The sequence below is a fragment of the Curtobacterium sp. PhB137 genome (assembly GCF_003814955.1).
Classification (GTDB): Bacteria; Actinomycetota; Actinomycetes; order Actinomycetales; family Microbacteriaceae; genus Curtobacterium.
The window spans coordinates 740,773-764,755 of sequence record NZ_RKQO01000004.1; the positions used below are offsets into that span (position 1 = coordinate 740,773).

Genomic DNA, 23,983 nt, shown 5'->3' on the forward strand with positions numbered 1-23,983 from the left:
AGGCTAGGCCGTGCCGCCGACATCGCCGGAGCGGTGCACCGGCTCGTCGGGCAGCGCGATCGACCCCGTCATCCGGTTGCGGATCCGCTCGACGGGACTCGGCCGGTTGGCGTGGTCGAGTGCCTCGGCGCCGTCGGTGTCCTGCTCGGCACGAGCGTTCGCGACCGCTCCGGCCTCACGCCCGAGGTTCTCCGCCTCACGCGCGGACAGGTAGTGCCGGATCGCCGCGACCGTGTCCACTCGAGCGTCGACCGCCGGCTCGAACGCGCTCGCCCAGACCTCGTACCCCCGGTCGTTCGGGTGGAACAGGTCGCCGTAGCTGTTGAAGAACGTGCGACGGACCCCGACCCGCTTCGTGATCGTGTGCAGCGGCGCCACGGTCAGCCCGAACTCGGCGGCCACGCGGTGCACGATCTCGTTCGCCACCGCCACCTTGCGCTCACGGTCCGGCACGAACATGCACGGCAGCTCGGCCACCACCGCGTGTGACGGCACCGCGCCGTAGATCGCCCGGATGTTCCGCTCGAACTTGTCCGGGTCGAAGTCCGCGATGTCGTTCGCCCCGATCGACACCGTGCAGATGTCCGGCGTGTACTGCCGGAGCTTCGGCAACTGGTCGCGCTTGGCACCCCACGTCGTCGAGCCCGAGACACTGAGGTTCACGACGCGCACCGACTCGTGGGACCGGTGTCGGATCCGTCGCGCCAACAGGCCCACGTAGCCGCGCGACGGCACCGTCGCGCCGACGCCCTGCGCCGCCGAGTCGCCGATCGCCACGTACAGCAGCTGCCCCTCGTGCTGCTGTCGCTCGTGCCACCAGTCGGCGTGGATCGGCAGCATGTCGACCACCCGTTGCGCAGCTGCCCGTTGGCCCTTGACGCCGGCCCGGGCCCCGACGGCAGCGGCGCCGAGGACACCGGCCCCACCGAGGACGGACGTCAGGAGTGCGATGAGCGTGCGGGTCTTCATGTCGTGGACGGTACGCCCGCAGGCCGAGTCGACGACGTGGGCGCCCTGTGGGTGTGGGAAGAGCCGTGAGGGTGACCGCCTGTGGAGGGCGAGCCGACGTCGGGTGGCGTGACGGGGCTCCCGGATCGTGTAAACTCTTTCCCGGTACCGTGTCCGAGCGGCCGAAGGATCATGTCTCGAAAACATGTGTGGGGGCAACTCCACCGTGGGTTCAAATCCCACCGGTACCGCCACTGGGCCGTTTGTGTTTCGCACCTCAACGGTTTGCGAAACTCGGCCCAAGAGAAGAACCCCCGGCTCCGGCCGGGGGTTCTTCTTGTTCTCGGGGTGCTCCGGCGGACGATCGCGGCTGTCAGGGGGCCGTCTCGGTCCTCTCCTGCCGTCCAGCGGCCGCGTGCTCGAGTTTTTGGGCGCGCTGAAGCGCCCCGGACGCTTCCGGTGCGTTTCGGGCGCGTTGATGCGTCCGGGGTGCCGGTGGGCCTTGTTTCGTTAGGGGCGGGGCGGCGGCTTACGTGCGCTCCAGGGGGATGAGCTTAACGGGGTCGGGGTTGGCCTTGTAGTTGGACCGGCCGAGCCGGTCGCGGCGTCGCTGCAGGAGTTCGTGCTTCTGCTTCCGGCGCTGCGGTGGGCGGCCTTCCCGGGTGCGCTTGTCGAGGATGTAGAGCTGGTGCTCGAACTCGATGATGCGCTTCATGTTCGTCGCGACCATGAGGAGCGCGAAGGCGAACTGCTGCGCGGCCATGCCACGCGTGGGTCGGTGGGAGGACTTGTAGAGTTCGATGTCGTCCTTGACGGCGTGGCATCGCGGCCGGCTTCTTGGCGATGCTCGCCGCGAAGCGTGACGCGCAGGCTGCGCGCTTCGCGCTGCTCTCGGAGCTCAGGTCTGACGGTGACCACCGCGCACCGCGCACCGCTCACCTCAGCGGATCCCGTGCGTGCAGCGCTGATCGCGACCGCGACGCAACTTCTCGACGCGCTCGGCGCCGGCAACCCGGCTGCTGCCGCTGTGGATCTCGTCGGCCTGATCGACGCGCTCACGCTGTACCGCATCGCGGACGTCGGACCAGTCGACTCTTTGCATGTACTCGAGGCGTACTTCACCGGACTGGTGCGCGAACACCAGCGTGCCGCACGGACAGACACGACAGGTGAGCAGCATGATTGACGTGAGTATCTGCCGGCCGCGGCCGTGCACCCCTCGACAGATGAGCACCCGGTGGTCGGCGCCACTCGGGATCCTCACCGCGCTGACATGGCTGACCGCGACTGTCGTGACCAACGTAGTGCTGATTCGCTACTGGCCGAACGAGCGAGCGTCGTGGTCGGGCGCGATCACACGGACCGTATTCGCGTACTTCGGCTGGGGATGGTTCGTCACCGCGGCGCTCGTGCTGCTCTTCAGCGCGGCGTCGTGCTTGTTCCTGCACTGGTCACGGTCGCGTGCAACCTGGCTGCCATGGGTGCTCCCGCTCGTCGCATCGCTCGTAACTCTCTCGCCTTCGACGCATGCTCCAGAATGCTCACCCACACTCAGTACACAACCGAAGCGGGAGCTGCCGAAGCGGCACGGCAAACGGACAGCGCATCACTCATCACGTTGACGCTGGTGGTCCTAATCTCTGCGACGCTCGGAATCCTCTTAAGGAACCGAAACATTGCACCCACCCCAGGTCGTCGGGAGTAGTCAGACTACGGACACGGCCATCGGTCGCCGAAGTCGAGCGCCTTATCCACGGCGGCTGAAGAAAGGCGTGCCCGGACACGCTCTCGCTAGCGTGATCGAGCTCTTCGCGCTGCCGGCGGACTAGGTCGAGTGAGTCCCACCAGTCATCGCGCCCGGCGTTTGATTTTCGTGCGAGTTCCTTAACCACAGGATGCGCCGAGAACTGTGCCCGAGGTCGGACAAAGGTGTCGAAAGTGCTCTCGCAAGTCTCCGTATCTACTGTCTGCGTCCTCGCTACGTGGCACGAGAACGTCGGCGAGCCGTCTCAACGCGATTTTCGTAGATCGGCTGGGGCGTCGCTGTTGATAGCGGAAGTCTGCCAAGGTGGGGGCAACGGTTGGGGGAAACGTGTCGGTTCTGTTCAACGCACTGCAGGTGGTCGCGTCGACGGGAAACGTTGCCGCGGTAAGCACCCCGGGCCTCGCATCCCGCGTGCGGGCGACGCAGGCCCAACTGCAGCGCAAGGATCCGACGATCGCCACGAAGGCGGGTATCGTCCACGTTCCTGCGTTGTCGACAGACCTCACGCTGCGGCCGTTGGACGCGCTGTTGGAGCTGTCGCTCGGCACGGCATTACGGACCCCACGCTCACTCGCGCCCTTCACCAGCTGGTGGTCGGTACTGCGCTACCTCGGGTTGTTCGACTGGGATCCGTCGACGAATCGGCTGCGCCTCGACAGCGGGGCGATTCTGGATGTCGGCGCGAACCAGCGTCGGGTGATCTCCGAAGAAATCGGCATCGGGTTCGCTGTTCTCGCCGCGAAACAGTGGGTACAGGCCCGAGTTCCCGGGGTCGGACCGGTCAGCGTGATGGATGTCGACCGTGCTCTATTCAACGGGTGGGTGCCCGGGATGCAGCGGGCCGGGAAGCGTCAACCGGACTACCTTCTGCGCTATGAGAACCCACAGCAGTCCGGCGTGTCCGTCTACGAGCTGCTTGAGTCGAAGGGAACTGTGAGCCGATCGGCGGTGACGCGGCAACTCGGGCGGGCCGCGACGCAACTCGGCGGGTTACTGATTGGTGGGCGACCGGTCACAGGGCTTGCGGTCTCGACAGTGTCTGCCGCTGACGGGGTCGAGATTCATGCCATCGACCCAGTAGAGCCTCCTGTGGAGTGGCGCCGCGACCAGCTCGCCGTCGAGTCGTGGCGCAACGTCGAACGCCACTACGATCTGCAGGCACCACGAATTGATGTGAGCCCCGCGCCGTTCTTCGCCGCCGCGGCGAACGTGGAGCTGGGGTCCCTGTCGCACTTCGCCGGCCTCCGCACAGTGGCGCGGCAGTGGTATCCGCGCTTCGGGTCGCCCACGGACGGCGCCTCGGATGCTGACGCACATCGCGACTATGGCGGACGGACGTTTGTGGGTGAAGAGTTCGTCGCCGAGGTGCCCGGCGTCGCCGACTCTCGGGTCCGCGTCTTCCACGGCGTTGACACGAACGTCGCGGCGGCGCTTCGCGACACGGACGCAGAACAGGTCTCAGGAGCGCAGCGTGAGTTTGCGGAATCCCGACCGGCGAACTCGGCGCCCACCGAGGCGCAGCCGGCAGCGGCTGCCGTCTCGGACGTCGGCGCCATCCTCGAAATAACCCTGACGTAGGTCGATGCCCGTCGCACTGGGCGAGCGTCTAGGGTCGGGCCGTGTTCTGCACCTTCTGTGCATCGCTGCGCTCGGCCGCGCATGACGACTCCGCGGGAGGAAAGCGACGTCGTTCGTGGGCGCCCGGCGATCAGGCGCCAGTGACCACCACGCCGGCTAGTAGTACCGGGTATGCGAGCACGGCCGCAAGTATGCCGGTAGCGCCCAGCCCGATACTGCTCGTCCGCGACGCCCTAAAGCGGAAAGCCGACACTGCACCAATGATGAACAGCGCTGTTGGCACCAGAATCGCCGGGAAGAACAGGGGGTGAGCGGATCCCCAGCCCTCGAAGCCGATCCAAATCGGCGCCCACAAGCCGAGGAACAGGGCCGCGTGCATGACTGCCGCAAGCTGCAAGATGCGCGCGCCGTTTCGATTTCGGTGACGAAATGGTCACATTTGCCTCGGAGAGATGCGCCGCCCACCCTATCGGAAGTGACCATGGAGGGATTCGGCGTGCTGGAATTCTTTTTTACATCCCTCCGAGGCTCAATCACATTGCGCTCTCAGAGATGGAGGCTGCCCCCTTCGCGCAGGTCGAGGGTGCGAGCCCAGTGCTACCGCCCGGTCAGAACGGGACTTCGTCGTCGTACCGGCTCGGAGGCGCCCACACCTGGCTGGCAACCTGTGATTCCGCTTCGTGCTGCCGACGTAGTCGCTCCGCCTCTTCGGCGACTGCACGCAGTGCCGTCTCTCGCGCTCGCTCCTCACGCATGAGCTCGATGCTGCGCGGTTCCTCGTTGGCTAGACGCACCATGAGCGCTGCAGCGACGTGGATAGCCAGCCAAGCGTCTGCCTTCGTGACCTCGTCGTCACGGAACTGGTGCGCGTTGCCACGGGCCGAGCGGTCCGCGTTCACCCAATCGATGAAGGGTTTCAGGAGCTTCCTGTCTGCTTGGGAGATGATCCCGGCGGTCGCAGCGCCGTTGAGTTGGTCCGAGATGCTCTGTCCCTCAATGCCGAGGGCGCGGAAAAACTCCTGCACTGCTGTCGCCGCGTCGGTGATCGCAACCGCTGGCCTGTTCTCCGACAGCCGCGTCAGGGCTGCTTCGAATCCGGCCGAGGCGCGAGCGAACTTCGGGCTCAGATCTAGGAAGGTTGACGCGGGCTTCACGACTTCGGCGTGCAGCACATGATTACCGCGTTGCTGGAATCGGCCGGCGTCCCACGCCCAATCGACGCGGTAGCCGAGAAGGATGTCGTTGACGGTCTCCACGAGCGCGTCTGGATCGTACGTCGGAGGAACCCATTCCTGATTCCATCCGACCTCGACCTCAACCTCAACCGGCTCCTCATCCTCCTCGGCCAATGCGGTGACCGCGTACAGCACGGCGGCGACGACATCCAACCGGTCGTTGTCGTCGCCATCGCCGGTGAGGACGTCAGACGCGTCGATGTCGAAGCTGCCATCGGCGGCGCCGATACGCCGATGGCGGTCAGCGCGGACGAGAACTCGACGTGCAGCGTTCGTCGTCTCCTGCAGAACCGCGAGGACCTTCTGTCCCACCCCGACGGGACAATCGTCACGCCATTCGGTTCCGATCTCGTTCTCACGCTCGGACAGGTCTCGCCGTCGCCGAAGTTCCGAGGGCAGCGGCGAAAAGCGTCCAAGTTGACTCACAACGACAGGATACGAACCCGCACCGACGAGATCGCGAGGAGGCGCCACGATAAGCACACCGGCGAAGATCTGTGGCTTGAACTGTCGTCGCCCAGACTGGCCCGCTCCTCTTGCTTGGCGTCATGGGCCGCCCGCACGACCCCGGTCGGGATCGGCAGCGCGAGTGCAACACCGACCGAAGGTCCAGCGGCGTCACGGTGCTCTCACGAGCGCGGGGGGACCGGACCTCCGTCGGAGAACCGCAGTAGCTTGTCCGGGAAGCCCTTCACTCGGATCGACGCCCCCTCCCGAAGCGCGAGAAGGGGAATGCTGCTGCTGTTCCCATGAGTGAAGGGGAACGCGGCGGCTGCGACGGAGGCGACTTCGTCCGCGATGATGTCGAGGATGCGGAGTGTCTGTCCTTGGGTTAGCTCGACGCCACGGGTGAAGTAGGGTTTGTGGTCGGCCAACGCAACGTAGGTGCCGTCTGTCTTGACGTCGTCGAGATGCATCGCTGCGAGGTGTTGCTCGAACTCCACTCGGCCTGCAGGTGTCCGAATCTCGGAGCGCTGGTGAGTCATCTTGTGTCGGATCCACCGCGCAGCCTGGATCCGGGCCGTGGCGACATCGACGCCGAGGTAGGAGTCGTAGAACGCGACACAGTCGTCCCACCGCCACGTCTTCTCGGCTTGAGTGGTTGCCAGCCGGACACCGTAGTTCGACAGGACCTCGTCGGCCAGTGACTCCAGGAACAGTTCGTACAAGGTCACCGCGTCCTTGACGACCGCCGCTGAGAGCTGGAGGAAGAAGTCCTCCGGCCAAACGTCAGTCGCTTGCTCAAAAAGTTCTGCAGCGAGTCCGGCGTCGTGGCGCTCCGGGTCGAAGATCTCATCCGCACGATCGTTCGCCGCAGCCCACTGCCTGTCGAACCAGTCCGACATACCCTCGTTCGTGTGGACAAGAAACGCCCGCATCTGCTGGTGGTCGCGCTGCCAGAACACGTACTGCACCGACACGTCATGCGACCTGAGATATTCGACCACGGCTCACAGTATCGAGTGCGCACCGTTTCGAACTCCGGACCAGTGCTGGGCAGAAGTCCGGTCACTCGTGTGACGGAGCCGGAACCTCGAGTTCGATCGCCGTGAACGCCTGCCTGTCGCTAACAAATCGGTGGACTGCGTAGTCGCCTCTGTCGGAGCCGGCCTTTAACCTGCGGAGTACAGCAGCGAACGAAGAGCAGGAGGCCAGGGCATGGGACCCAATGAACGCAAGGCGGTGCTCGACCGCTGGATGAGCCGATCGAGCCCGGCCGAGGACGACCGCATGGAACGCGCGGAACGCATGGTGCGAGCTGCCATCGACGCTCACCCGGCGTTCGTCGACTACCGGGGCTCCATCAAAGTCTACCCGAAAGGCTCTTACGCGAACCGGACCAACGTTCGAGCTGACAGCGACGTCGACGTCGTAGTGGAGAACCAGGATCTCTACTACTACGAGTACTTCCCACGTAGCGATGCACCCACACCCGACCCGAACGCGATTCCCTATCGAGGCCGTTGGGACGACGAGGACGACTGGCGGAGCGAGGTCCTCGCCGCCCTCCAGAACGCCTACGGACCAGCCCATGTGGATACCAGCGGCAAGGTGGCCATCACCATCGACGAAGTGCCCGGAAGTCGTCCGAGCACGGACGTCGTCCCGTCGTTCGAGTTCCGTCGTTTTGATAGCCCCGACCGTCGCGCCCCACACGTCGGAAGTCGAGTGTTCTCCACCGACGGCAAAGCCATCGACAACTTCCCCGAGCAGCAGAGAGTCAACGGGATCGCGAAAGACGGATGCACCCGCGGTCGCTATAAGAAGTACGTGCGCGCGCTGAAGAGCGCCGAGAACTTCCTCGCGGACGACGGCCAGATCGAGGGACTTCCCTCCTACTTCATGGAGTGCCTCGTCTGGAACGTGCCCGACTCGATTATCAACCGCGGCCTCGAGCTCGCCGACGGCTTCCACGCCGTGCTCGGTTACCTTCTCGTCAACCTTCACGCAGACGACTTCGACTCCGAGAAGTGGGAGGAGCCGAACGGGCTCAAGTGGCTGTTCCGAGGTGAGAAGAAGTGGACCCCGGAGGACGGGCTCTTCCTTGCGTTCCGAACCCTGAAGCACCTCGGATACGTCTGATGAACTCGAACGCGCCGTTCGCACGCAGGATCGCGGTCACCGTCTCGGCCATCTGGGCAGCCGTACTCTTCCTCACCGGTCTCGACCTCGACTACGACCTCCGACGGCTCCTCGCCTACGTCCCGTCCCTCGTCGGCTTCGCGGTCGTTGTCTTCGACCTCTGGCTGTGGAAGATACCCGGGGTTAGCAAGATCACCGGGCGTCCGCGCATCTACGGCACATGGCAGGCAAAATTGACTCCGAACGCGAACAGTCGCATCCCCGAGAGAGGCAACTGGGGTCCGATCATAGGAGCCATGGTGATCGAGCAGACGTTCTGGACGATGTCTATCCGCTTCCATACAGATCAGAGCAGCTCGAGTTCGACCACAGCGGCGCTTGCTGCTGACTCGGAGAGCAAACAGAGCCGGAGCTTATACTTCACGTACGCCAACAAGGCTCGCCAAGAGCACAATGAGCGCAGCTACCCGCACCACGGCACCACGCTCCTTCAAGTCACCGGCCTCGACCCGCAGATCCTCGAAGGGTCGTACTGGACCGACCGACTCACCGCAGGAGACATCACACTCACCCTCGTGGATCGGAGAGTCGACCGGTCAGCCTCAGAGGCAGTGCGGCTCGCGCAGCAGTAGACCTTCGGCGAGGATGGTCCTGTCTCCGCGGGGGAGAAGAGCCTCAGCGTGCTCATTCCACCTCATGCGTCACCCGGGACCTGATTCCAGAGGACCGAGCATGCCCCGGACGACGCTATGGCTATGGCGATGGCGATGGCGATCGTATGCCTGTCCGCGGGCGACGTCGCCGCACAGCACACGACGACCGCCGTCAGTCGCGGCCATGGCCGCAGCGGGCGCGGCGCGTAACGGGCCCGCTGACCAGGCGTTTCCTTCCGAGGGGAAAAGCCGCATGCACTCGGGGAAACCCAGATTGGAGCTTCGTCGGATCCGCGCCAGCACTGGGAAGTACGAGAAACACAAACGGCCCGCCACTTCTCAGAAAACCCCCGTTCACGCGGGGGTTTTCTGCATTTCCAGATGCAGCACCGATCGTTCTCGAGGACGTGAGTGACCGGGGCGCTCTGCAGCCGGGCTCAGCGCCGCTTGCGGAGCGCGTTCGTCGCCCAGAGCGCGACGGCGATCAGCATGGGCTGGAACAGGAGCCGGACGAACCGCTTCGTGTCCGTGTCCAGGCCGAAGCCGTCACGGTGGTGCATCCACTGGGCGATGTTGCCCGGGAAGATCGCGGTGAAGAACACCGCTGCGACCCACCCGACGGTGGCCTGCCGACGCACCAGCAGCACGAGGGCGGCGCCGAGGGAGATCTCCGCGATGCCCGAGGCCAGGACCGTGACGTCCGAGTCCAGGGGGACGAACTCCGGCACCTGGGCCCGGAACTCCTGACGTGCGACCGTGAGGTGGCTGATGCCGGCCCAGGTCATGGCGGCACCCAGCAGGATGCGGACGACGGTACGGGGCTTCGTCGAGCGGGGAGTGCGGCGGCGGGAGGTCATCGGGTGGGGGCCTTTCGAGGGGTGCCGGACACGGATGCCCGGTTGTGCGCAAGTGAATTGTGCACAACCTAACACGACGCCGTCCGCGCACGAGGACGCTCCTCCGGCAGCGCGGTCCACACATCGGCCCAGACCAGCTCGAACTCGACGGGCGCGAGCCGGCGCGCCCGCACCGCCCGCTCCAGGATCGAGAGCGCGTCGAGCGACCCGGCGAGGAGCCGCTCGTCGCCGTGCACCTCCGGCCGACCGTTGCCCAGGAACGTGGTCACGGTGACCGATCGCACCCGCGGACGGAGCCGCCGGGTCGCCCGGCGGAGGACGACGAACCCCGCGGCGTACAGCGCGAGTCCGACGGGCATGCCCGCCGCCGGCACCGAGACCGCCAGGACCACGACCACGAGCGCGGTGAACGCCCCGACGGCGGGCCAGACGTGCCACGCTCGGAGCAGCAGGCGTTCACTCCTGCTGGTCCCGGGCGGGAACACGACGAGCGTCCGCGAGGCCCACAGCGTGCGCCCCACCGGCCGGATCGTGTACCGGCCCCACAGGTGCGGCCCGTCGACCAGGCGGTCGCGGACGGCCGTCGCCGTGGTCACCGCTCCACCGGCAGGAGCTCGGCGCGGACGGGGACGACGTCCCGGTGCCGGACGGTCGTCAGGCAGGGGAAGCAGACCAGGTCGCCATCGCAGACGTCGGCCGGCAGCGGAGCCGGGAGGCGGTGGAACGGACCGTTGGCCTGACCGTCACATCGGGACACGACGTACATCGTGGCGAGGGGAGCGGTGCTCCGGCGTCCGATCAGGCGCATCTGGTCGAGCACGGCGCAGGTCGGCAGGACCGCGTCCAGTTCCAGGAGCACCACCCCGGTGCGCGGCCGTCGGACCCGGGTGACCGACGCGACCGCGACGCTGACGTCACGAGGGGTCCAGCCGCGGGGGCGGTAGCGCGGCGGCGACTGCTCCGCGGTGTGCACGCTCGGGGTGCCGGTCAGGTCGGCGAGCCGGACCATCGAGATCGCGGCGACCACCAGGTCGTCGGTGGTCGCCACGGTGTGGGCCGGCCACAGGACCGGGTCCATCGGATCCGGCAGGGACGCACGGAGCGTCGGCATGATCGCTGTCAGTGTCACACCGGACACGTTCCCGCGCGGACGGGCAAGGGGGAAGGTGCCCTGACGGAACCCCTACGCCCGAGCGCCGACTCCTGACGGTCCGCTCACTCGATGTCGACGTCCCGCTTGCCGCGCCGCACGATGAGCGGGTCCGGCTTGCCGATCACGTCAACCGCCTTGTCCGGGTAGTCGAACTGGGTCAGGAAGTACCGCATCGCGTTGAGTCGGGCGCGCTTCTTGTCGTTCGACCGCACGATGGTCCACGGCGCGTACCGCTTGTCGGTGCGCGTGAACATCGCCATCTTCGCCTCGGTGTAGTCCTCCCAGCGGTCGAGGGACAGCAGGTCGATGTCGGACAGCTTCCACCGGCGCACGGGGTCGAGCTGCCGCATCGCGAACCGGGTGCGCTGCTCGCGGCGGGTGACCGAGAACCAGAACTTCGTCAGGTGGATGCCGGAGTCGACGAGCATCCGCTCGAACTGCGGCACCTGGGTCATGAAGGACTCGTACTGGTCGTCGTCGCAGAACCCCATGACCCGCTCGACGCCTGCCCGGTTGTACCAGGAACGGTCGAACAGGACCATCTCGCCGGCCGACGGCAGGTGCTGCACGTAGCGCTGGAAGTACCACTCACCGCGTTCCCGTTCGCTCGGCTTGCTGAGCGCCACCACGCGCGAGGTGCGGGGGTTGAGGTGCTCCGTGAACCGCTTGATGGTGCCGCCCTTGCCCGCGGCGTCACGCCCTTCGAACAGCACGACGACCTTCTGGCCGGTGTCCTCGAGCCAGTACTGGCACTTCAGGAGCTCGATCTGCAGCTGGTACTTCGCGTACTCGTACTCCTCGCGCGGCAGCCGCTCGTCGTACGGGTAGTCGTCGCGCCACGTCAGGACGGGGTTGCCGTGCGGGTCGATGAGGTCCGGGTCAGCGGTGTGCCCGTCGGCGACGCTGTAGCCCTCGGTCCGGAGCTGCTCGATGTACTCCCGGAGTGGTTGCGAGTACGGCGCTGTGTCCACGGTGTCTCCTCTACCCGCCGATCGGTCGGCTGGTCCCATCCTGTCCTGTGTGACCCGACAACTGCCCAACCGGACGTGTCCCTCAGGTGACCAAGCGGCTGCGTGACCCGAAGCGGTAGCGTTCTCGATGGCCTGTCCCCGACCCCGGATCGAGCAACGATGCCTGACGTCCACCTGCCTGCCGCCGACCGCTACGAGCAGCTCCCGTACCAGCGCGTGGGGAGGAGCGGCCTCATGCTGCCGCGCATCTCCCTCGGCCTGTGGAACAACTTCGGCGCCGACCGTGCACTCGCCACGCAGCGCGACATCGTGTTGCACGCCTTCGACCGCGGGATCACCCACTTCGACCTGGCGAACAACTACGGTCCGCCTCCCGGGTCGGCCGAGGAGCAGTTCGGCCGCATCCTCGAGTCGGACCTGCGTCCGTACCGCGATGAGATCGTGGTGTCGACGAAGGCCGGCTACGACATGTGGCCGGGCCCGTACGGTGACCGGGGGTCCCGCAAGTACATGCTCGCGTCGCTCGACCAGTCGCTCGGGCGCCTCGGGCTGGACTACGTCGACGTGTTCTACTCGCACCGTCCCGACCCCGAGACCCCCATCGAGGAGACGGTCAGCGCGCTCGTGACCGCGGTCCGTTCGGGCAAGGCGCTCTACGCGGGCATCTCGAACTACGACCCGGAGCAGACCGCCGCGGCAGCCGAGGCGCTCGCCGCCGAGAACATGCACCTGCTCATCCACCAGCCGCGCTACAACATGTTCGACCGAGTCCCCGAGGACGGGCTCTTCGACGAGCTCACGCGACTCGGCACCGGTGCGATCGTGTTCTCGCCGCTGGCCGGTGGGCTGCTGACGGACCGGTACCTGGACGGTTCGGTTCCGGTGGGGTCGCGTGCAGCCGAGGGCCGCTGGTTCGGCGCGGACCGCATCGACGACGAGTACCTGACCACCGCGCGGGCGCTCAACGACATCGCTGCGGCCCGCGGGCAGACGCTCGCGCAGCTCGCGATCACGTGGGTGCTCCGGCAGCCGGCCGTCACGTCGGCGTTGGTCGGGGCATCGAGCGTCCGTCAGCTGGACGGCACGCTCGACTCGCTCGCGGGTGCCCCGCTCACCGACGAGGAGCTCGCGGCGATCGACGTACTGGTGCCGCGCGGCTGACGCACGCCGGATGCAGTGGGCGTGACCCAAGAGCAGACGGGAGGCACGGTGCCAGCTGGCACCGTGCCTCCCGTCTCTTGGTGGGTTGCCCTAGACCGCCGCGGTCGCCTCGTCGCGGTGCGGGAGCTTCCAACCCGGACGCACGAAGTGGCACGTGTACCCGGCGGGGTACTTCTCGAGGTAGTCCTGGTGCTCCTCTTCGGCCTGCCAGAAGTCACCAGCGGGCTCGACCTCGGTGACGACCTTGCCGGGCCAGATGCCCGAGGCGTCGACGTCGGCGATCGTGTCGCGCGCGACCTGCTCCTGCTCGGGCGAGGTGAAGAAGATCGCCGAACGGTAGGCACGGCCGACGTCGTTGCCCTGGCGGTCCTTCGTCGACGGGTCGTGGATCTGGAAGAAGAACTCGAGCAGGTCGCGGTACGAGATCACCGACGGGTCGAAGACGATCTCGACCGCCTCGGCGTGGTCACCGTGGTTGCGGTACGTCGCGTTCGGGGTGTCCCCACCCGAGTAGCCGACGCGGGTGCTGATGATGCCGGGACGGCGGCGGAGGAGCTGCTGCGCTCCCCAGAAGCAGCCGCCGGCGAGGATGGCGGTTTCGGTGGTGGTCATGGTGGCCTCCTGAGGTCGTCGTGCCGCTGGCTGCGGCACCGTGTGGTGCAACCGGCAACGGGGCTGCGGTGTTCCCGCGTCGCCCGATGTCCGATCGCGTCAGTTCGTGGTGTCCTCGAGCGCGTCGAGCGCGGCAACGTCGTCGGCCGACAGCACGAAGTCGACGTCGGCGTTCGCGGCGATGCGCGACGGGGTCGTGGACTTCGGCAGCGGCAGGACGTCCTTCTCGAGCAGGTAGCGGATCGCGACCTGGGCGACGGTCTTGTCGTACTTCGCCGCGATCTCGGCGATCTGCGTGTTCTCGAGCAGGCCGCCGGTGGCGAGCGGCGAGTAGCCCTCGGTGAGGATGTCGTGCTCGCGGTCGAACGCGGTGGTCTCGTCCTGGGTGTTGCCGATGAACCAGCGGATCTGGTTGGCGTGCGGGACGACGTCGGTGCGGCCGAGCAGGTCCTCGAGGTCGGCGACTGCGAAGTTCGAGACACCGATCGAGCGGGTCCGGCCGGCGTCGTAGACCTCTTCCAGCACCTTCCACACCTCGACGTTGCCGTCGCGGTGGTCGGAGCCGATGGCGTCCCAGGGCCACGGTGCGTGCACGAGGTACAGGTCGATGACGCCGACGTCGAGGTTGCGGCTCGAGGTCTCGAAGGCCTCACGGGCGCCGTCGGCGGTCTTGATCTCGGCGGGCAGCTTCGTCGTGACGAAGACCTCGTCGCGGGGGACGGCGCTGTCACGGATGGCCTGGCCGACGCTGGCCTCGTTGCCGTAGGCCAGGGCGGTGTCGATGTGGCGGTAGCCGGCGTCCAGCGCGGTCTTCGTGGCGTCGTAGGCGTCGTCGCCGGACGGGATCTGCCAGGTGCCGAAGCCGATCTTCGGGATGTGCAGGCCGTTGGACAGGGTGAACGTGTCGGTGAGAGCGGGCATGCGTCGGACAGTACGCCGCTCGGTTCCGGGGGCGGTCACGGGACGCAACGCTGGGCCGCCGCGCAACGCGCCCCGGAACGGGCATCGCGCCCCGACTCACATGGGCGCGATGCCCGCCAGGGGGCGCGAACGCGTCAGACGACGGACGACCGTCAGCGCGTGCGCACGCCGACGCGCGGCAGCACGAAGCCGAGGACGATCATCGCGACGGCCAGGAACGCGTGCAGGACGTTGTCCGCGCTGTTCAGGGGGACGAAGTTCGCGGGGTCCGCCATGCCGGCCGTGAACAGACCGTAGACGAACAGGACCGCGTAGACGATGCCGCCGACGATCAGGTACAGGCGAGCGCCCGACGCCGAACGGGCTGCGATGAGCCCGACGATGCCGAAGAGCAGATGCACGATGTTGTGCAGGACCGACACCTGGAACAGGCCCAGGAGCAAGGCCATGGAGCCGTGACCGGCCATCGACATCGAGCCCATGTCCATCGTGAGTCCGGGGATGAAGCCGGCGATGCCGACGATCAGGAAGACGACACCGAAGAGGAGCGCACCCTTCTGGGTCCACGTCGAGCCGGTGCGGTTGCGAGCGGTTGCTGCGTTGCTGGTCATGGTGAGACCTCTCTTGTCGAGCGCGCCACGGATGTCGCGCACAGGGCATTCGAGGCCGATGTGCAGTCGGATTGCAGGTGCCATCCGATTTCCGAACGCACGAGGGACCGCTGAGTCGGTGCGCATCGCGTGCTGCCTACGCTCCGCCGTACGGCAACACCGACGGAAGGCAGCACCATGGCAAGCGGAGTCGCAGCGGTATGGGTCCCGGTCACCGACATGCAGCGGGCGGTCGCGTTCTACCGCGACACCCTCGGACTGACGGTCACGGACGAGTCCGACGACTGGAGCGAGATCGACGCGAACGGCTTGATGATCGGCCTGAACGGCCGTGAGTCGGCGAGTCCGTCGAGCGGCGGGGGAGCGGTCATCACGTTCCAGCCGGACGGGTCGATCGAGGACGAGTTGGCCAGCATCCGCGAGCGCGGTGCGGACGTGCAGGGCGAGATCAGCGAGCACCCGTGGGGCAAGATCGTCCCGTTCAAGGACAGCGAGGGCAACGACCTGCAGTTCTACGCGCCGCCGCAGGGCTGACGCGACCCCAGGACGGACGGGAGGCCCGGTGCCAGCTGGCACCGGGCCTCCCGTCTGCGCGTGGTCGCCTGCAGAGCGCTACGCGACCGCGATCTCGTTGGGCACGCCCGGCAGTGCGTCGCTGGAGGCGACGACCTTCCCGGTGGTCAGGTCCACGGCGTGGACCTTCCGCTCGGCGGGGTCGGTGACGTAGGCGATGTCGCCGGCGACCTTCACGGCGGGGTGGGCGTCCTGCCACTCGGCCGGGCCCTCCCACGCGTCGATCACGGGGAACGAGTCGAGCTGCTCCCCGTTGGTCTCGTCGAAGGTGTGCAGGGCGCCGTCGTCGCCGAGGACCACCGCTTCGTCGCCGGGGCCGCGTGCGAGGTCGCGGAACGTGAAGCCGACGCCGTCGGGCATGTCCGCGACGGTGTACTTCCCCGAGGCCGCGTCGATCAGGGCGATCTGGTCGAGCAGGTAGCCCTCGCTGTCCGGGTCGTCGTTGTAGTCACCGACCGCGACCGACGACGTGTCCGTGGTGAACAGGTTGCCGGTGCGGCCGTACTCGGTCGGGGCGTCGAGCTTCTCGAACGCGCCGTCGGCGTAGACGAGGGCGCCGTCGGTGCAGCCGAAGACCGCGACCTCGTCCTGGACCGCACCTTCGCCGTGCACGTCCGGGCACGATTCGGAGCGGGTGAGTTCCTCGCCGTCGGCGTCCAGGGCTCGGACGCCACTCCGGCTCTCCTCGGTGCCGATGGTGGTCAGGAGCGTGCCGTCCTCGAGCTCGATCGCGACGCCGTGGTGCGCCGCCTCGGACTCGGTGGTCCGGGCGTCGGGCAGGGCGTCGCCGTCGAGATCGGTGTTGTCGAAGGTCGTCACGTCGCCGGTGCCGTCGGCGAACAGGGCGGTGCGGTCGCCCTGCACGACGGCGTGCCCACCGGTGTCGGCCGGGAAGACCGCGTCGGTGAGGGCCGGGTCCGCTGCGGTGTCGAGCACCCGGAAGCCCTCGGGCACCGTGACGAGCACGTGGCGGCCGTCGCCGGCGGGGTTCACGCGGGTGAAGCCGTCGATGGCGTCATCGGCCACGACCTGCAGGTCCTGGTCGAGCACGAGCAGACCGCCGTCGTAGGTCAACGTGATGCGGGTGCTGTCCGCCTTCGGGGTCGAGGTGCTCTTGGCGTCGGCGGCGTTCGTGGCGCACCCGGTCAGGGCCAGGGCAACGGTGCCGAGCAGCGCGGCCGGCAGTGCTGCGGCGCGGAGGGTCTTATTTCTGGTCATGGACAACACTGTACTGATTCTCATTCTCATCTAGAAATCGGAGCCGTCAGGCCGTCAACGATCGAGTCGGTGTTCGAGCGCATCATCCCGAGGTAGGTCGACGCGGCGCCGTCCTCGGTCAGGGACTCGGTCGCCAGCGAGCGGATCGACACCTGCACGTCGACCTCGTCCGCCAGGACCTCGGCAAGGCGAGCGGGTTGCGAGGCGTCGGCGAAGATCGTCGGGACGCCCGCCTGCTCGATCGCGTCCGCCAGGTCACGCAGGTCGGCGGCGCTCGGGGACGCCAGGGTCGTGCCGCTCGGGATCACGGCACCCACCACCCGGAATCCGTAGCGGTCGGCGAGGTAGCCGAACACGTGGTGGTTCGTCACCAGGGCCCTGCGATCGGCGGGGATGGTGTCGAACGCGGCGGTCATGTCGTCGTCGAGGGCATCGAGCCGGTCGGTGTAGGCCTCGGTGCCGGGAGCGTCGATGCCGACGGCGTCCAGCTCGTCGTCGAGGGCCTCGACCACGTCGACCATGCGCGCGGGGTCCGTCCAGAAGTGCGGGTCCGGGCCGCTGTCGTCGTCGGTGGTCCACTCCAGGGCGTTGATCGCGTCACCGGCGGTGAAGACGGCCACGCCGTCGTCGGCCGCGGCGCGGACGTGGTGGGCCACTCCTTCCTCGAGCCCGAGGCCGTTCTCGACCACCAGGTCTGCGCTCCGGAGTCGCGCCGCCTGCTGCGCGGACACCTCGAACGAGTGCGGATCGCCGCCAGGGGGCATGAGCACCATGACGTCGACGTCGTCGCCGACGGCCTCGGTCACCACGTCGCCCAGGATGTTCGTCGTCACGGCGACGAGTGGACGGTCCGACCCGGCGGCGGTGCAGCCGGACGTCGTGACGGCGACGGCGGTGACGACGAGGGCCGCTGCCACCGCCCGCGCGGTGCGCCCGACCGGCGTGGTTCCGCTCACAGTCCCACCTCGGCGAACGCGACGGGCGCCAACGGGAGCTCGATGGTCCGGGCCACGCGGGCGCCGTCCGCGAAGTCGATCTCGTGCACGACGGCGGCCGTGGGGTCGGCCACGTAGGCGCGCTGCGCGTCGAGCTGCAGCAGCGGTGCCCGGTCGCCGTCGACCAGGGGATCAGTCGTCGCGACCTTCCCGGTCGAGGCGGTCACCACGACCACCCGACCGGCGTCGTCGACCCCGACCACGTGCTCGTCCTGGTCGTCGACGGCGACCACCGCACGCAGCGGCCGTTCGGTCGGCACGTGCTGCCAGGAGCCCTGTCGGACGTCGAGCAACCAGAAGCCGGTGTCGCCCGCGAGTCCGGCGACCGTGGGGCGGCCGGCCCGTGCGGCGAAGGCGGTCGGACGCTCGGCGTCGTCCGGCAGTTCGACGAACGAGGTCGCACCGGCATCGTCGACGACGACCGCTCCGTCGGCGCAGCCCACCACGGCGCCGGCGCGGGTGACGATGCCACCAGCGGGGTCGGTGCAGGCCTGTCCGGCGCTGGTCGACCCGGTCGACCCGGTCTGTTCTCCGTCGGTGTCGAGGACGCGGACGGTGTCGCCCTCGGCAGCAACCAGGTGCTCGCCGAGCGGGAGCAGCACGGTCGCGTCGAGTCGTGCGGTCTCGTCGAGCTCGCCCTGCCCGAGTGCCGCGCGGTCGAGCACCACCGCCTCGCCGCGCTCTGGCCAGGCGATCGTGGTCATCGTCTCCGAGGAGTGCACCTGGACCGGACCGCCGCCCTCGAGCGTCCCGACGATGCGCGGCTCGGCGGCGTAGTAGTGCGTGTGGTCTCCGTGGTCGACGGTCCAGGAGCCCCCGTCGACGACCGTGGTGCGGTCGCCGTCGCTCGTCACCAGGAACCGACCGTCGGTCGCGGAGTGCTCGGCTGCGCCGACGCGGTCCAGGTCGGTCGTCTCGCCGGTGAGCAGGTCGCGCAACGCTGTCTCGCCGGTCGCGGAGACGGCCAGGAGGCCCAGCTGGGGTTCCTGGGACTCGGTCGCGCCCGCCACCCAGCCGTGCGGGGCCGCGGTCGCGCTGGCGTCGTCGACCGGCGGTGTCGACGCGGTGGAGCACGCAGTGGCCGTCAGCGCGAGGCCGGTCGTCAGGCCCAGGGCTCCCAGGAGTCGCGGGAGTCGTGTGCGTGGTCGGTCGGTGGTCGGGTCGTGGTTCATGGTGCCTCTCGTGCTGATGCTCGGACGGGGTGTTCGACGGGCCTGGTGGTCGCGCGCGCGGTGCTGCGTGCGACGGCTGCCAGCCCTTGGGAAAGGGCGACCCCGGCGACGGCGACGGCCGCGATGCTGGCGCCGGCCGCGGTGCCGGCGTGCCACGAGACGAGCAGGCCGACCAGGACGGCGACGACACCGAGCACCGCGCCGAGGAGCATCGTCGAGGCCACGTGCTTCGTCCAGGCGCGGGCCGCGGCGGCGGGCGCGAGCAGCAGCCCGACGACCAGCAGGGTGCCGACCGCGCGGTACGAGGCGACGACGGCGAGGGTGACCAGGCCGATGAGGACCACCTCGGCGAGCCGGGGGTGCAGGCCGAGCGTCGCGGCCTTGCGGACGTCGAAGGCCAGTGCCGTGAACGGTCGGTGGAACACGGCCGCGACGAGCAGGGCGACGGCGACCGCGATCGCCAGGCCGACGAGGTCGGTGCGTGTCACGGCCAGCACGTCGCCGAACAGGATCGCGGTGACGTCGGTGGCGAAGGACCGCGATGCCGACACGATGATGACCCCGAGCGCGAGCATCCCGACGAAGAGCAGCCCGATCGAGGTGTCGTAGGACAGGCCACCGCGTCGTCGGAGCGCCCCGACCCCGAACACCATCACTCCGGCACTCACGGCGGCGCCGAGCACTGCGGGGACTCCGGTGAGCGCTGCGATCGCGACGCCGGGCAGCATGCCGTGCGACAGGGCTTCGCCCAGGAACGCCATCCCGCGCACGAGCACCCACGTCCCGACGACGGCGCACAGCACCGCGGCCAGGGCGCCGCCGGTCAGGGCGCGCACCATGAAGTCGACGGTGAAGGGGTCGGTCAGCCAGGTCACGATCCGAGACGCTACATGAAAACGACTATCGATACTGATAGCGTGTTCAGGTGCCAGCAGCCGACACGCGACCAGCCGTCCGCCTCGAGCAGGTGACCGCCCTGCGCGGGGAGCGGACCGTCCTCGACGGCCTCGACGCGGCCTTCCCGGCCGGCCGGGTCACCGCGCTGACCGGACCCAACGGATCCGGCAAGTCGACGCTGCTCGACGTGGTGGCGGGCGTGCTGCGACCGACCGCCGGGCGCATCACGGGCCTCCCGTCCGACGGCGTCGCCCACGTGAGCCAGTCCGTCCCGCCGACCACGCTCCCGCTCACGGTCCGCGCGGCCGTCGCGATGGGGCGGTGGCGTCACCGGGCCTGGTGGCGTCCGCTCGGACGCGACGACCGCGTCGTCGTCGACGCGCAGCTCGAGCGGATGGCGATCGCGGACCTGGCCGACCGGCCCCTCGACGCGTTGTCCGGCGGGCAGCGGCAGCGCACGCTCGTGGCACTCGGGCTGGCGCAGCGGGCGCGGGTGCTGCTCGTCGACGAACCGACGGCCGGCGTCGACGCGGCGTCCGCGGCGCTCGTGGTGGCGGCGCTCGCCGCCGAGGCTGCCGACGGCGTGGTGGTCGTGCACGCCGCACACGATCCGGTGGCGATCGCCGCAGCCGACGCCGTGGTCACCCTCCCCGCGCTCTGACGGCGCGGGTGACGGTCAGGGGCAGGCGACGGCGACGGAACCCGTCGAGGTCGTCACCGGAACGGGTGCCGGAGCCTCGTCGGCGACCGGCGCCGCGCTCGAGCGGCGCAGCCCGAGGGAGACGAGCACGATCGCGCCCACGACGGCGACCCCTCCGGACAACCAGAAGTCCGCGGCGAGCCCGAACGACGACACCGCTGCGCCGCCGAGCACCGACCCCGCGGCGATCGCGAGCTGGATGGTCGTCACGAACAGCGCGAGCCCGGTCTCGGACCCGGCGGGCGACGCCGTGGACATCCACGTCTGCATGCCGAGCGGCAACGCGCCCCAGACCAGCCCCCACACCACGAGCAGCACGAACACCCCGACGACGGAGTGCGCGAGCAGGGGGAGCAGGACCACGGCGACCGCGAGGGCGACCTTGGACACGCTGATCGTCCCGAGCACGCTCCGCCCCAGGGTGAAGCCCGCGGCGAAGTTCCCGACGATCCCCGCGACGCCGAACACCAGGAGCGCGAGCGTGACGGTGTCCGGGCCGACCCCGACCAGGTCCTGCAGGTACGGCGCGATGTACGTGTACGCGGCGAACTGTGCGGCGAACAGGAACGCGGCGGCGATCAGACCGACACGGGCACGGGGGACGCGGAGCAGCGAGCCGAGCGTCGCGAACCGGACCTGCTGCTGCGCGGGGATGCGCGGCAGCATCGCGAGCTGCAGGACGAGCGCGACCAGACCGAGCACGCCGCCGATGACGAACGCGAGCCGCCAGGTGGCGAGCGACGAGACGAGGGCGCCGAGCGGCAGGCTCACGACCGTCGCGACCGAGACGCCGGCGGTGATGAGCGAGGTCGCCCGGATCGTGGCGGCCGGCCGGACCAGTCGACCGGCGATGCCGGCGCCGATCGCCCAGAACCCGCCGATGCCGACGCCCAGGAGCATCCGGGCCACGAGCAGCACACCGAACGAGGGCGCGATCGCCGCGAGCCCGTCCGCCACCACGAGCAGCACGGTCAACGAGACGAGCACGACACGGCGGTCCACGCGCGAGGTCAGGACCGTGACGACCGGCGCCGCGACGGCACCGACCAGCCCGGTGGCGACGACCATGAGCCCGGCCGTGCCGATCCCGACGTCGAGGTCGGCGGCGATGGCGGGCAGGAGTCCGATCGGCAGGAACTCGGAGAGCACGAGGACGAAGGATCCGAGTGCGACGGACGTGACACCGAGCCACCCGCGGCGCTCTGCTGACGAGGTCATGGGTTCGTCAAGCAGCGCCGGTCGCGGGCCATTCCCGCGTGTCGTGTCGTTACTCGGCGGGTACCGGCACGGTTCGGCCCGACGCCACCGACTCCTGCGCCGCGAGCACGATCGACAGGGTCCGCAGCCCGACGTGCACGTCCGGCTGCGGCTGCACGCCCGACCGGACGGCGTCGACGAACGTCCGGAGCATCACCGCGTCGGGGTCGGCACCGGTGCGGGACTCGATCGGCAGTCCGGTCTCCGCGACGATCCCGCGAGCAGCCGCCCCGAAGAAGTCGAGCGACACCGTGCCGCCCGTCCCGGCGACGTCGAGCGTCAGCCCACCCCACACCGCCGAGGTGTCCGGCTTGCTCCACGAGCAGTCGATCGCGGCGACGACGCCGTTCGCGTACGTGATCGTGACGAGTCCGGCGGTCTCCGCCTGTGCCCGGGCCGCGTGCAGCGTGCGGTTCGCCACCGCGGTCACGGTGACGGGTGCCGACCCCATCAGGCCCTCGAGCAGGTCCGCGATGTGCACGACGTGGTCGACGATCGCGCCGCCGCCGGACAGCTCCGGCTCGGTGAACCACGACCGGGTCAGGGGGAGCATGCCGTTGTTCGCGCCGCGGATCGAGAACAGCTGCCCGAGTGCTCCGGAGTCGTGCGCCGCGCGGAGCTTGTCGAACGCCGAGGTGAACCGCACCGGGAACGCCACCATGAGCATGACGCCCGCCGCTTCGACGGCGTCGCGGATCGCGAGGCCGTCCTCCCACGTGGTCGCGAGCGGCTTCTCGCACAGGACGTGCGCACCGGCGGCGGCCGCGGCCTCGACGAGTTCGCGGTGCCGGGCGTTCTCGCTCGTGACGACGACGGCGTCCGGGCCCCAGGCGAGCAGCTCGTCGTACGTCTCCGCGTAGTCGACCCCGAGCTCGTCGGCCAGGTCGCGGCCGCGGAGCTCGATGACGGTCTCGCCCGTGCTGACGCCGCCCGGATCGGCACCGCGGACCTCGACCCCGGGCATCGCGGTGAGGGCGGTGAGGTAGCCGATCGCATGGGTGTGGGCGAACGACATCACGGCGATCTTCAGAGCGGTCACGCGCGAGCCCCCGTCGTCAGGGACACCGGCTGCCCGGTGTCCATCGAATCGAGTGCCGCGTTCGCGATCCGGACTGCCTCGGCGCCGTCCGCCGCCGTCACCCGCGGAGCGGCGCCGCCGGCGAACGCCCCGAGGAACTCGGCCAGCTCGAGCCCGTACGGGTCGTCGGCGGGGTCGACCTCGGGCAGGAAGCCGTCCGCGGCGTCGGGCACCGCGAGGTCGGCGACGTAGTCCTGTTCGTCGAGCGACCGGTGCGCCAGGCTGCCGCGCGTGCCCGTCACCGAGTACTCGGTCGAGAACGCGAGGTGCTGCGGTCCCCAGATCCCGGCGACGTGGCTGATCGCGCCGGACTCGTGCGTGAGCAGGACGTGTGCGGCCTCCACCGGCTCGGCCTCGGTGCCGGCACGGACGCCGACCGCCGACACCGTGCTGACCGGCCCGGCGACCCACCGCGCGATGTCGAGGTCGTGGATCATCTGGTCCATCACGATGCCGCCGGACAGTGCCCGGTCGGCGAACCACGCGGTGCGGATCGGGAAGGCCCCGGAGCGCACGAACCGCAGGACCGCCAGGTCGCCCAGGAGGCCCGTGGTGACGGCGTCGTGCAGGCGCACGTACGCGGGGAAGAAGCGCACCACGTGGGCCGGGAAGAGCTGTCGGCCGGCGTCCCGCGCACGGGCCACCAGGTCCGCAGCATCGGCGTCGGTCCGGGCGAGCGGCTTCTCCGACACGACGTCCTTGCCGGCGGCGAGTGCGGCCCGCACGACCTCGGCGTGGGTGAAGGTCGGCGTCACCACGTCCACGACGTCGACTTCCGCGAACAGGTCGTCGAGCGAGTCGACGACGGTGATCGACGACCCCGCGGCGGATGCTGCCGGGGCGAACGCGGCGGCCAGATCTTGCGCACCGTCCTGCGCGTACACGACGACCGGGCCGAGCCGGAGCAGGCCGGGCATGTGCGCGTGGGCGATGCCGCCGGCGCCGACGAGGCCGATCCGGGGAGGGGTCGGGGGCATCGGGGCTCCTTCGCGGGGTGGACCGGTCGACGGTGACGGGGACCGGGCCATGCTACCGAGCCGGCGGT

Annotated in this window: 25 protein-coding genes and 1 tRNA gene; 8 read left to right on the forward strand and 18 right to left on the reverse strand. The window is 69.1% G+C overall.

Annotated features, from left to right (window positions below; all coding sequences use genetic code 11):
• Positions 1-3: 3 nt before the first annotated feature.
• A complete protein-coding gene (locus EDF28_RS03950; RefSeq protein WP_185040703.1) occupies positions 4-969 on the reverse strand; it encodes an SGNH/GDSL hydrolase family protein in 966 nt (321 codons plus the stop codon).
• A 143-nt stretch (positions 970-1,112) separates the two neighbouring features.
• Between EDF28_RS03950 and EDF28_RS03955 the strand changes: the two genes are divergently transcribed.
• Positions 1,113-1,202 (forward strand) — tRNA-Ser (locus tag EDF28_RS03955).
• A gap of 275 nt (positions 1,203-1,477) precedes the next feature.
• Here EDF28_RS03955 and EDF28_RS03960 read toward each other — a convergent pair.
• On the reverse strand, positions 1,478-1,711 hold the full coding sequence (locus tag EDF28_RS03960) for a hypothetical protein (protein ID WP_123937232.1): 234 nt from the start codon (positions 1,709-1,711) through the stop codon (positions 1,478-1,480).
• A 147-nt stretch (positions 1,712-1,858) separates the two neighbouring features.
• Between EDF28_RS03960 and EDF28_RS03965 the strand changes: the two genes are divergently transcribed.
• Together EDF28_RS03965 and EDF28_RS03970 are read left to right on the forward strand one after the other, a co-directional pair.
• Positions 1,859-2,134, forward strand: a complete 276-nt coding sequence (locus tag EDF28_RS03965; RefSeq protein WP_123937233.1) for a hypothetical protein — start codon at positions 1,859-1,861, stop codon at positions 2,132-2,134.
• Between the two features lie 906 nt (positions 2,135-3,040).
• A complete protein-coding gene (locus EDF28_RS03970; RefSeq protein ID WP_123937234.1) occupies positions 3,041-4,291 on the forward strand; it encodes a hypothetical protein in 1,251 nt (416 codons plus the stop codon).
• Positions 4,292-4,899: 608 nt separating this feature from the next.
• Here the strand turns inward: EDF28_RS03970 and EDF28_RS03975 are convergent.
• Positions 4,900-5,952 (reverse strand): hypothetical protein, encoded by a 1,053-nt coding sequence (locus tag EDF28_RS03975; RefSeq protein ID WP_123937235.1) that lies wholly within the window; start codon positions 5,950-5,952, stop codon positions 4,900-4,902.
• A 203-nt stretch (positions 5,953-6,155) separates the two neighbouring features.
• Positions 6,156-6,974: a hypothetical protein gene (locus tag EDF28_RS03980; RefSeq protein ID WP_123937236.1), complete on the reverse strand. Its 819-nt coding sequence runs from the start codon at positions 6,972-6,974 to the stop codon at positions 6,156-6,158.
• A gap of 211 nt (positions 6,975-7,185) precedes the next feature.
• Between EDF28_RS03980 and EDF28_RS03985 the strand changes: the two genes are divergently transcribed.
• Both EDF28_RS03985 and EDF28_RS03990 read left to right on the forward strand, forming a co-directional pair.
• Positions 7,186-8,109, forward strand: a complete 924-nt coding sequence (locus EDF28_RS03985; RefSeq protein ID WP_123937237.1) for a nucleotidyltransferase — start codon at positions 7,186-7,188, stop codon at positions 8,107-8,109.
• Positions 8,109-8,741, forward strand: a complete 633-nt coding sequence (locus tag EDF28_RS03990; RefSeq protein WP_123937238.1) for a hypothetical protein — start codon at positions 8,109-8,111, stop codon at positions 8,739-8,741. Before EDF28_RS03985 ends, EDF28_RS03990 begins: the two co-directional genes overlap by 1 nt.
• Before the next feature lie 458 nt (positions 8,742-9,199).
• On the opposite strand, the gene EDF28_RS03995 is transcribed toward EDF28_RS03990, so the two are convergent.
• The 4 genes from EDF28_RS03995 to ppk2 form a co-directional block, all read right to left on the reverse strand.
• The gene (locus EDF28_RS03995; RefSeq protein ID WP_123937239.1) at positions 9,200-9,619 is read right to left on the reverse strand and encodes a hypothetical protein; all 420 of its coding nucleotides are present in this window, start codon (positions 9,617-9,619) and stop codon (positions 9,200-9,202) included.
• Positions 9,620-9,687: 68 nt separating this feature from the next.
• On the reverse strand, positions 9,688-10,215 hold the full coding sequence (locus tag EDF28_RS04000) for a DUF6611 family protein (RefSeq protein ID WP_123937240.1): 528 nt from the start codon (positions 10,213-10,215) through the stop codon (positions 9,688-9,690).
• Positions 10,212-10,748, reverse strand: a complete 537-nt coding sequence (locus tag EDF28_RS04005) for a hypothetical protein (RefSeq protein ID WP_123937241.1) — start codon at positions 10,746-10,748, stop codon at positions 10,212-10,214. Before EDF28_RS04005 ends, EDF28_RS04000 begins: the two co-directional genes overlap by 4 nt.
• 86 nt (positions 10,749-10,834) lie before the next feature.
• Entirely contained in the window at positions 10,835-11,782 is a 948-nt protein-coding gene (ppk2, locus tag EDF28_RS04010; protein ID WP_111086461.1) for a polyphosphate kinase 2, read from the reverse strand.
• Positions 11,783-11,902: 120 nt separating this feature from the next.
• Here ppk2 and EDF28_RS04015 point away from each other — a divergent pair, with 120 nt between their 5' ends.
• Complete coding sequence (locus tag EDF28_RS04015) at positions 11,903-12,904, forward strand: aldo/keto reductase (RefSeq protein WP_123937242.1); 1,002 nt, start codon at positions 11,903-11,905, stop codon at positions 12,902-12,904.
• 90 nt (positions 12,905-12,994) lie between these two features.
• Here EDF28_RS04015 and msrA read toward each other — a convergent pair whose 3' ends face one another.
• The 3 genes from msrA to EDF28_RS04030 all read right to left on the reverse strand — a co-directional run bounded on the left by msrA (position 12,995) and on the right by EDF28_RS04030 (position 15,048).
• Positions 12,995-13,516 (reverse strand): peptide-methionine (S)-S-oxide reductase MsrA, encoded by a 522-nt coding sequence (gene msrA / locus EDF28_RS04020; RefSeq protein WP_111086459.1) that lies wholly within the window; start codon positions 13,514-13,516, stop codon positions 12,995-12,997.
• 99 nt (positions 13,517-13,615) lie between these two features.
• On the reverse strand, positions 13,616-14,437 hold the full coding sequence (locus EDF28_RS04025; protein WP_123937243.1) for an aldo/keto reductase: 822 nt from the start codon (positions 14,435-14,437) through the stop codon (positions 13,616-13,618).
• Between the two features lie 152 nt (positions 14,438-14,589).
• Positions 14,590-15,048: a DUF4383 domain-containing protein gene (locus EDF28_RS04030; RefSeq protein ID WP_123937244.1), complete on the reverse strand. Its 459-nt coding sequence runs from the start codon at positions 15,046-15,048 to the stop codon at positions 14,590-14,592.
• Between the two features lie 177 nt (positions 15,049-15,225).
• On the opposite strand from EDF28_RS04030, the gene EDF28_RS04035 reads away from it, so the two are divergent.
• A complete protein-coding gene (locus EDF28_RS04035; protein ID WP_123294566.1) occupies positions 15,226-15,582 on the forward strand; it encodes a VOC family protein in 357 nt (118 codons plus the stop codon).
• A gap of 78 nt (positions 15,583-15,660) precedes the next feature.
• Here the strand turns inward: EDF28_RS04035 and EDF28_RS04040 are convergent, their stop codons facing one another.
• From EDF28_RS04040 to aztB, 4 genes are read right to left on the reverse strand one after another with little or no spacing between them, the layout of a single operon-like run.
• The gene (locus EDF28_RS04040) at positions 15,661-16,839 is read right to left on the reverse strand and encodes a hypothetical protein (RefSeq protein ID WP_123937245.1); all 1,179 of its coding nucleotides are present in this window, start codon (positions 16,837-16,839) and stop codon (positions 15,661-15,663) included.
• Between the two features lie 26 nt (positions 16,840-16,865).
• Positions 16,866-17,795 carry a metal ABC transporter substrate-binding protein gene (locus EDF28_RS04045; protein WP_395874855.1) on the reverse strand — a complete coding sequence of 310 codons (930 nt, stop codon included), beginning with the start codon at positions 17,793-17,795 and terminating at the stop codon, positions 16,866-16,868.
• Entirely contained in the window at positions 17,792-19,006 is a 1,215-nt protein-coding gene (locus tag EDF28_RS04050) for an ABC transporter (RefSeq protein ID WP_123937246.1), read from the reverse strand. Before EDF28_RS04050 ends, EDF28_RS04045 begins: the two co-directional genes overlap by 4 nt.
• Positions 19,003-19,881, reverse strand: a complete 879-nt coding sequence (aztB, locus tag EDF28_RS04055; RefSeq protein ID WP_123937247.1) for a zinc ABC transporter permease AztB — start codon at positions 19,879-19,881, stop codon at positions 19,003-19,005. The genes EDF28_RS04050 and aztB overlap by 4 nt, the downstream gene beginning before the upstream one ends.
• A gap of 50 nt (positions 19,882-19,931) precedes the next feature.
• Between aztB and aztA the strand changes: the two genes are divergently transcribed.
• Positions 19,932-20,564 (forward strand): zinc ABC transporter ATP-binding protein AztA, encoded by a 633-nt coding sequence (aztA, locus tag EDF28_RS04060; protein ID WP_260154513.1) that lies wholly within the window; start codon positions 19,932-19,934, stop codon positions 20,562-20,564.
• Positions 20,565-20,579: 15 nt separating this feature from the next.
• Here the strand turns inward: aztA and EDF28_RS04065 are convergent, their stop codons facing one another.
• The 3 genes from EDF28_RS04065 to EDF28_RS04075 are packed head-to-tail and all read right to left on the reverse strand — an operon-like array spanning position 20,580 to position 23,915.
• Positions 20,580-21,821 carry an MFS transporter gene (locus EDF28_RS04065; protein WP_123339170.1) on the reverse strand — a complete coding sequence of 414 codons (1,242 nt, stop codon included), beginning with the start codon at positions 21,819-21,821 and terminating at the stop codon, positions 20,580-20,582.
• Positions 21,822-21,870: 49 nt separating this feature from the next.
• Positions 21,871-22,899, reverse strand: a complete 1,029-nt coding sequence (locus EDF28_RS04070; RefSeq protein ID WP_260154514.1) for a Gfo/Idh/MocA family protein — start codon at positions 22,897-22,899, stop codon at positions 21,871-21,873.
• Entirely contained in the window at positions 22,896-23,915 is a 1,020-nt protein-coding gene (locus tag EDF28_RS04075; protein WP_123937248.1) for a Gfo/Idh/MocA family protein, read from the reverse strand. The genes EDF28_RS04070 and EDF28_RS04075 overlap by 4 nt, the downstream gene beginning before the upstream one ends.
• Positions 23,916-23,983: the final 68 nt, after the last annotated feature.

Excerpts from the sequence above, each read along its gene's own strand:
- EDF28_RS04015 (WP_123937242.1), top strand. The coding sequence starts at position 11,903 with ATGCCTGACGTCCACCTGCCTGCCGCCGACCGCTACGAGCAGCTCCCG.
- EDF28_RS04035 (WP_123294566.1), top strand. The coding sequence starts at position 15,226 with ATGGCAAGCGGAGTCGCAGCGGTATGGGTCCCGGTCACCGACATGCAG.
- EDF28_RS03950 (WP_185040703.1), bottom strand. The coding sequence starts at position 969 with ATGAAGACCCGCACGCTCATCGCACTCCTGACGTCCGTCCTCGGTGGG.
- EDF28_RS04050 (WP_123937246.1), bottom strand. The coding sequence starts at position 19,006 with ATGAACCACGACCCGACCACCGACCGACCACGCACACGACTCCCGCGA.
- EDF28_RS04030 (WP_123937244.1), bottom strand. The coding sequence starts at position 15,048 with ATGACCAGCAACGCAGCAACCGCTCGCAACCGCACCGGCTCGACGTGG.
- EDF28_RS03990 (WP_123937238.1), top strand. The coding sequence starts at position 8,109 with ATGAACTCGAACGCGCCGTTCGCACGCAGGATCGCGGTCACCGTCTCG.
- EDF28_RS03995 (WP_123937239.1), bottom strand. The coding sequence starts at position 9,619 with ATGACCTCCCGCCGCCGCACTCCCCGCTCGACGAAGCCCCGTACCGTC.
- msrA (WP_111086459.1), bottom strand. The coding sequence starts at position 13,516 with ATGACCACCACCGAAACCGCCATCCTCGCCGGCGGCTGCTTCTGGGGA.
- ppk2 (WP_111086461.1), bottom strand. The coding sequence starts at position 11,782 with ATGGGACCAGCCGACCGATCGGCGGGTAGAGGAGACACCGTGGACACA.
- EDF28_RS03960 (WP_123937232.1), bottom strand. The coding sequence starts at position 1,711 with ATGGCCGCGCAGCAGTTCGCCTTCGCGCTCCTCATGGTCGCGACGAAC.
- EDF28_RS04025 (WP_123937243.1), bottom strand. The coding sequence starts at position 14,437 with ATGCCCGCTCTCACCGACACGTTCACCCTGTCCAACGGCCTGCACATC.
- EDF28_RS04075 (WP_123937248.1), bottom strand. The coding sequence starts at position 23,915 with ATGCCCCCGACCCCTCCCCGGATCGGCCTCGTCGGCGCCGGCGGCATC.
- EDF28_RS04040 (WP_123937245.1), bottom strand. The coding sequence starts at position 16,839 with ATGACCAGAAATAAGACCCTCCGCGCCGCAGCACTGCCGGCCGCGCTG.
- EDF28_RS03985 (WP_123937237.1), top strand. The coding sequence starts at position 7,186 with ATGGGACCCAATGAACGCAAGGCGGTGCTCGACCGCTGGATGAGCCGA.
- EDF28_RS04065 (WP_123339170.1), bottom strand. The coding sequence starts at position 21,821 with ATGACCTCGTCAGCAGAGCGCCGCGGGTGGCTCGGTGTCACGTCCGTC.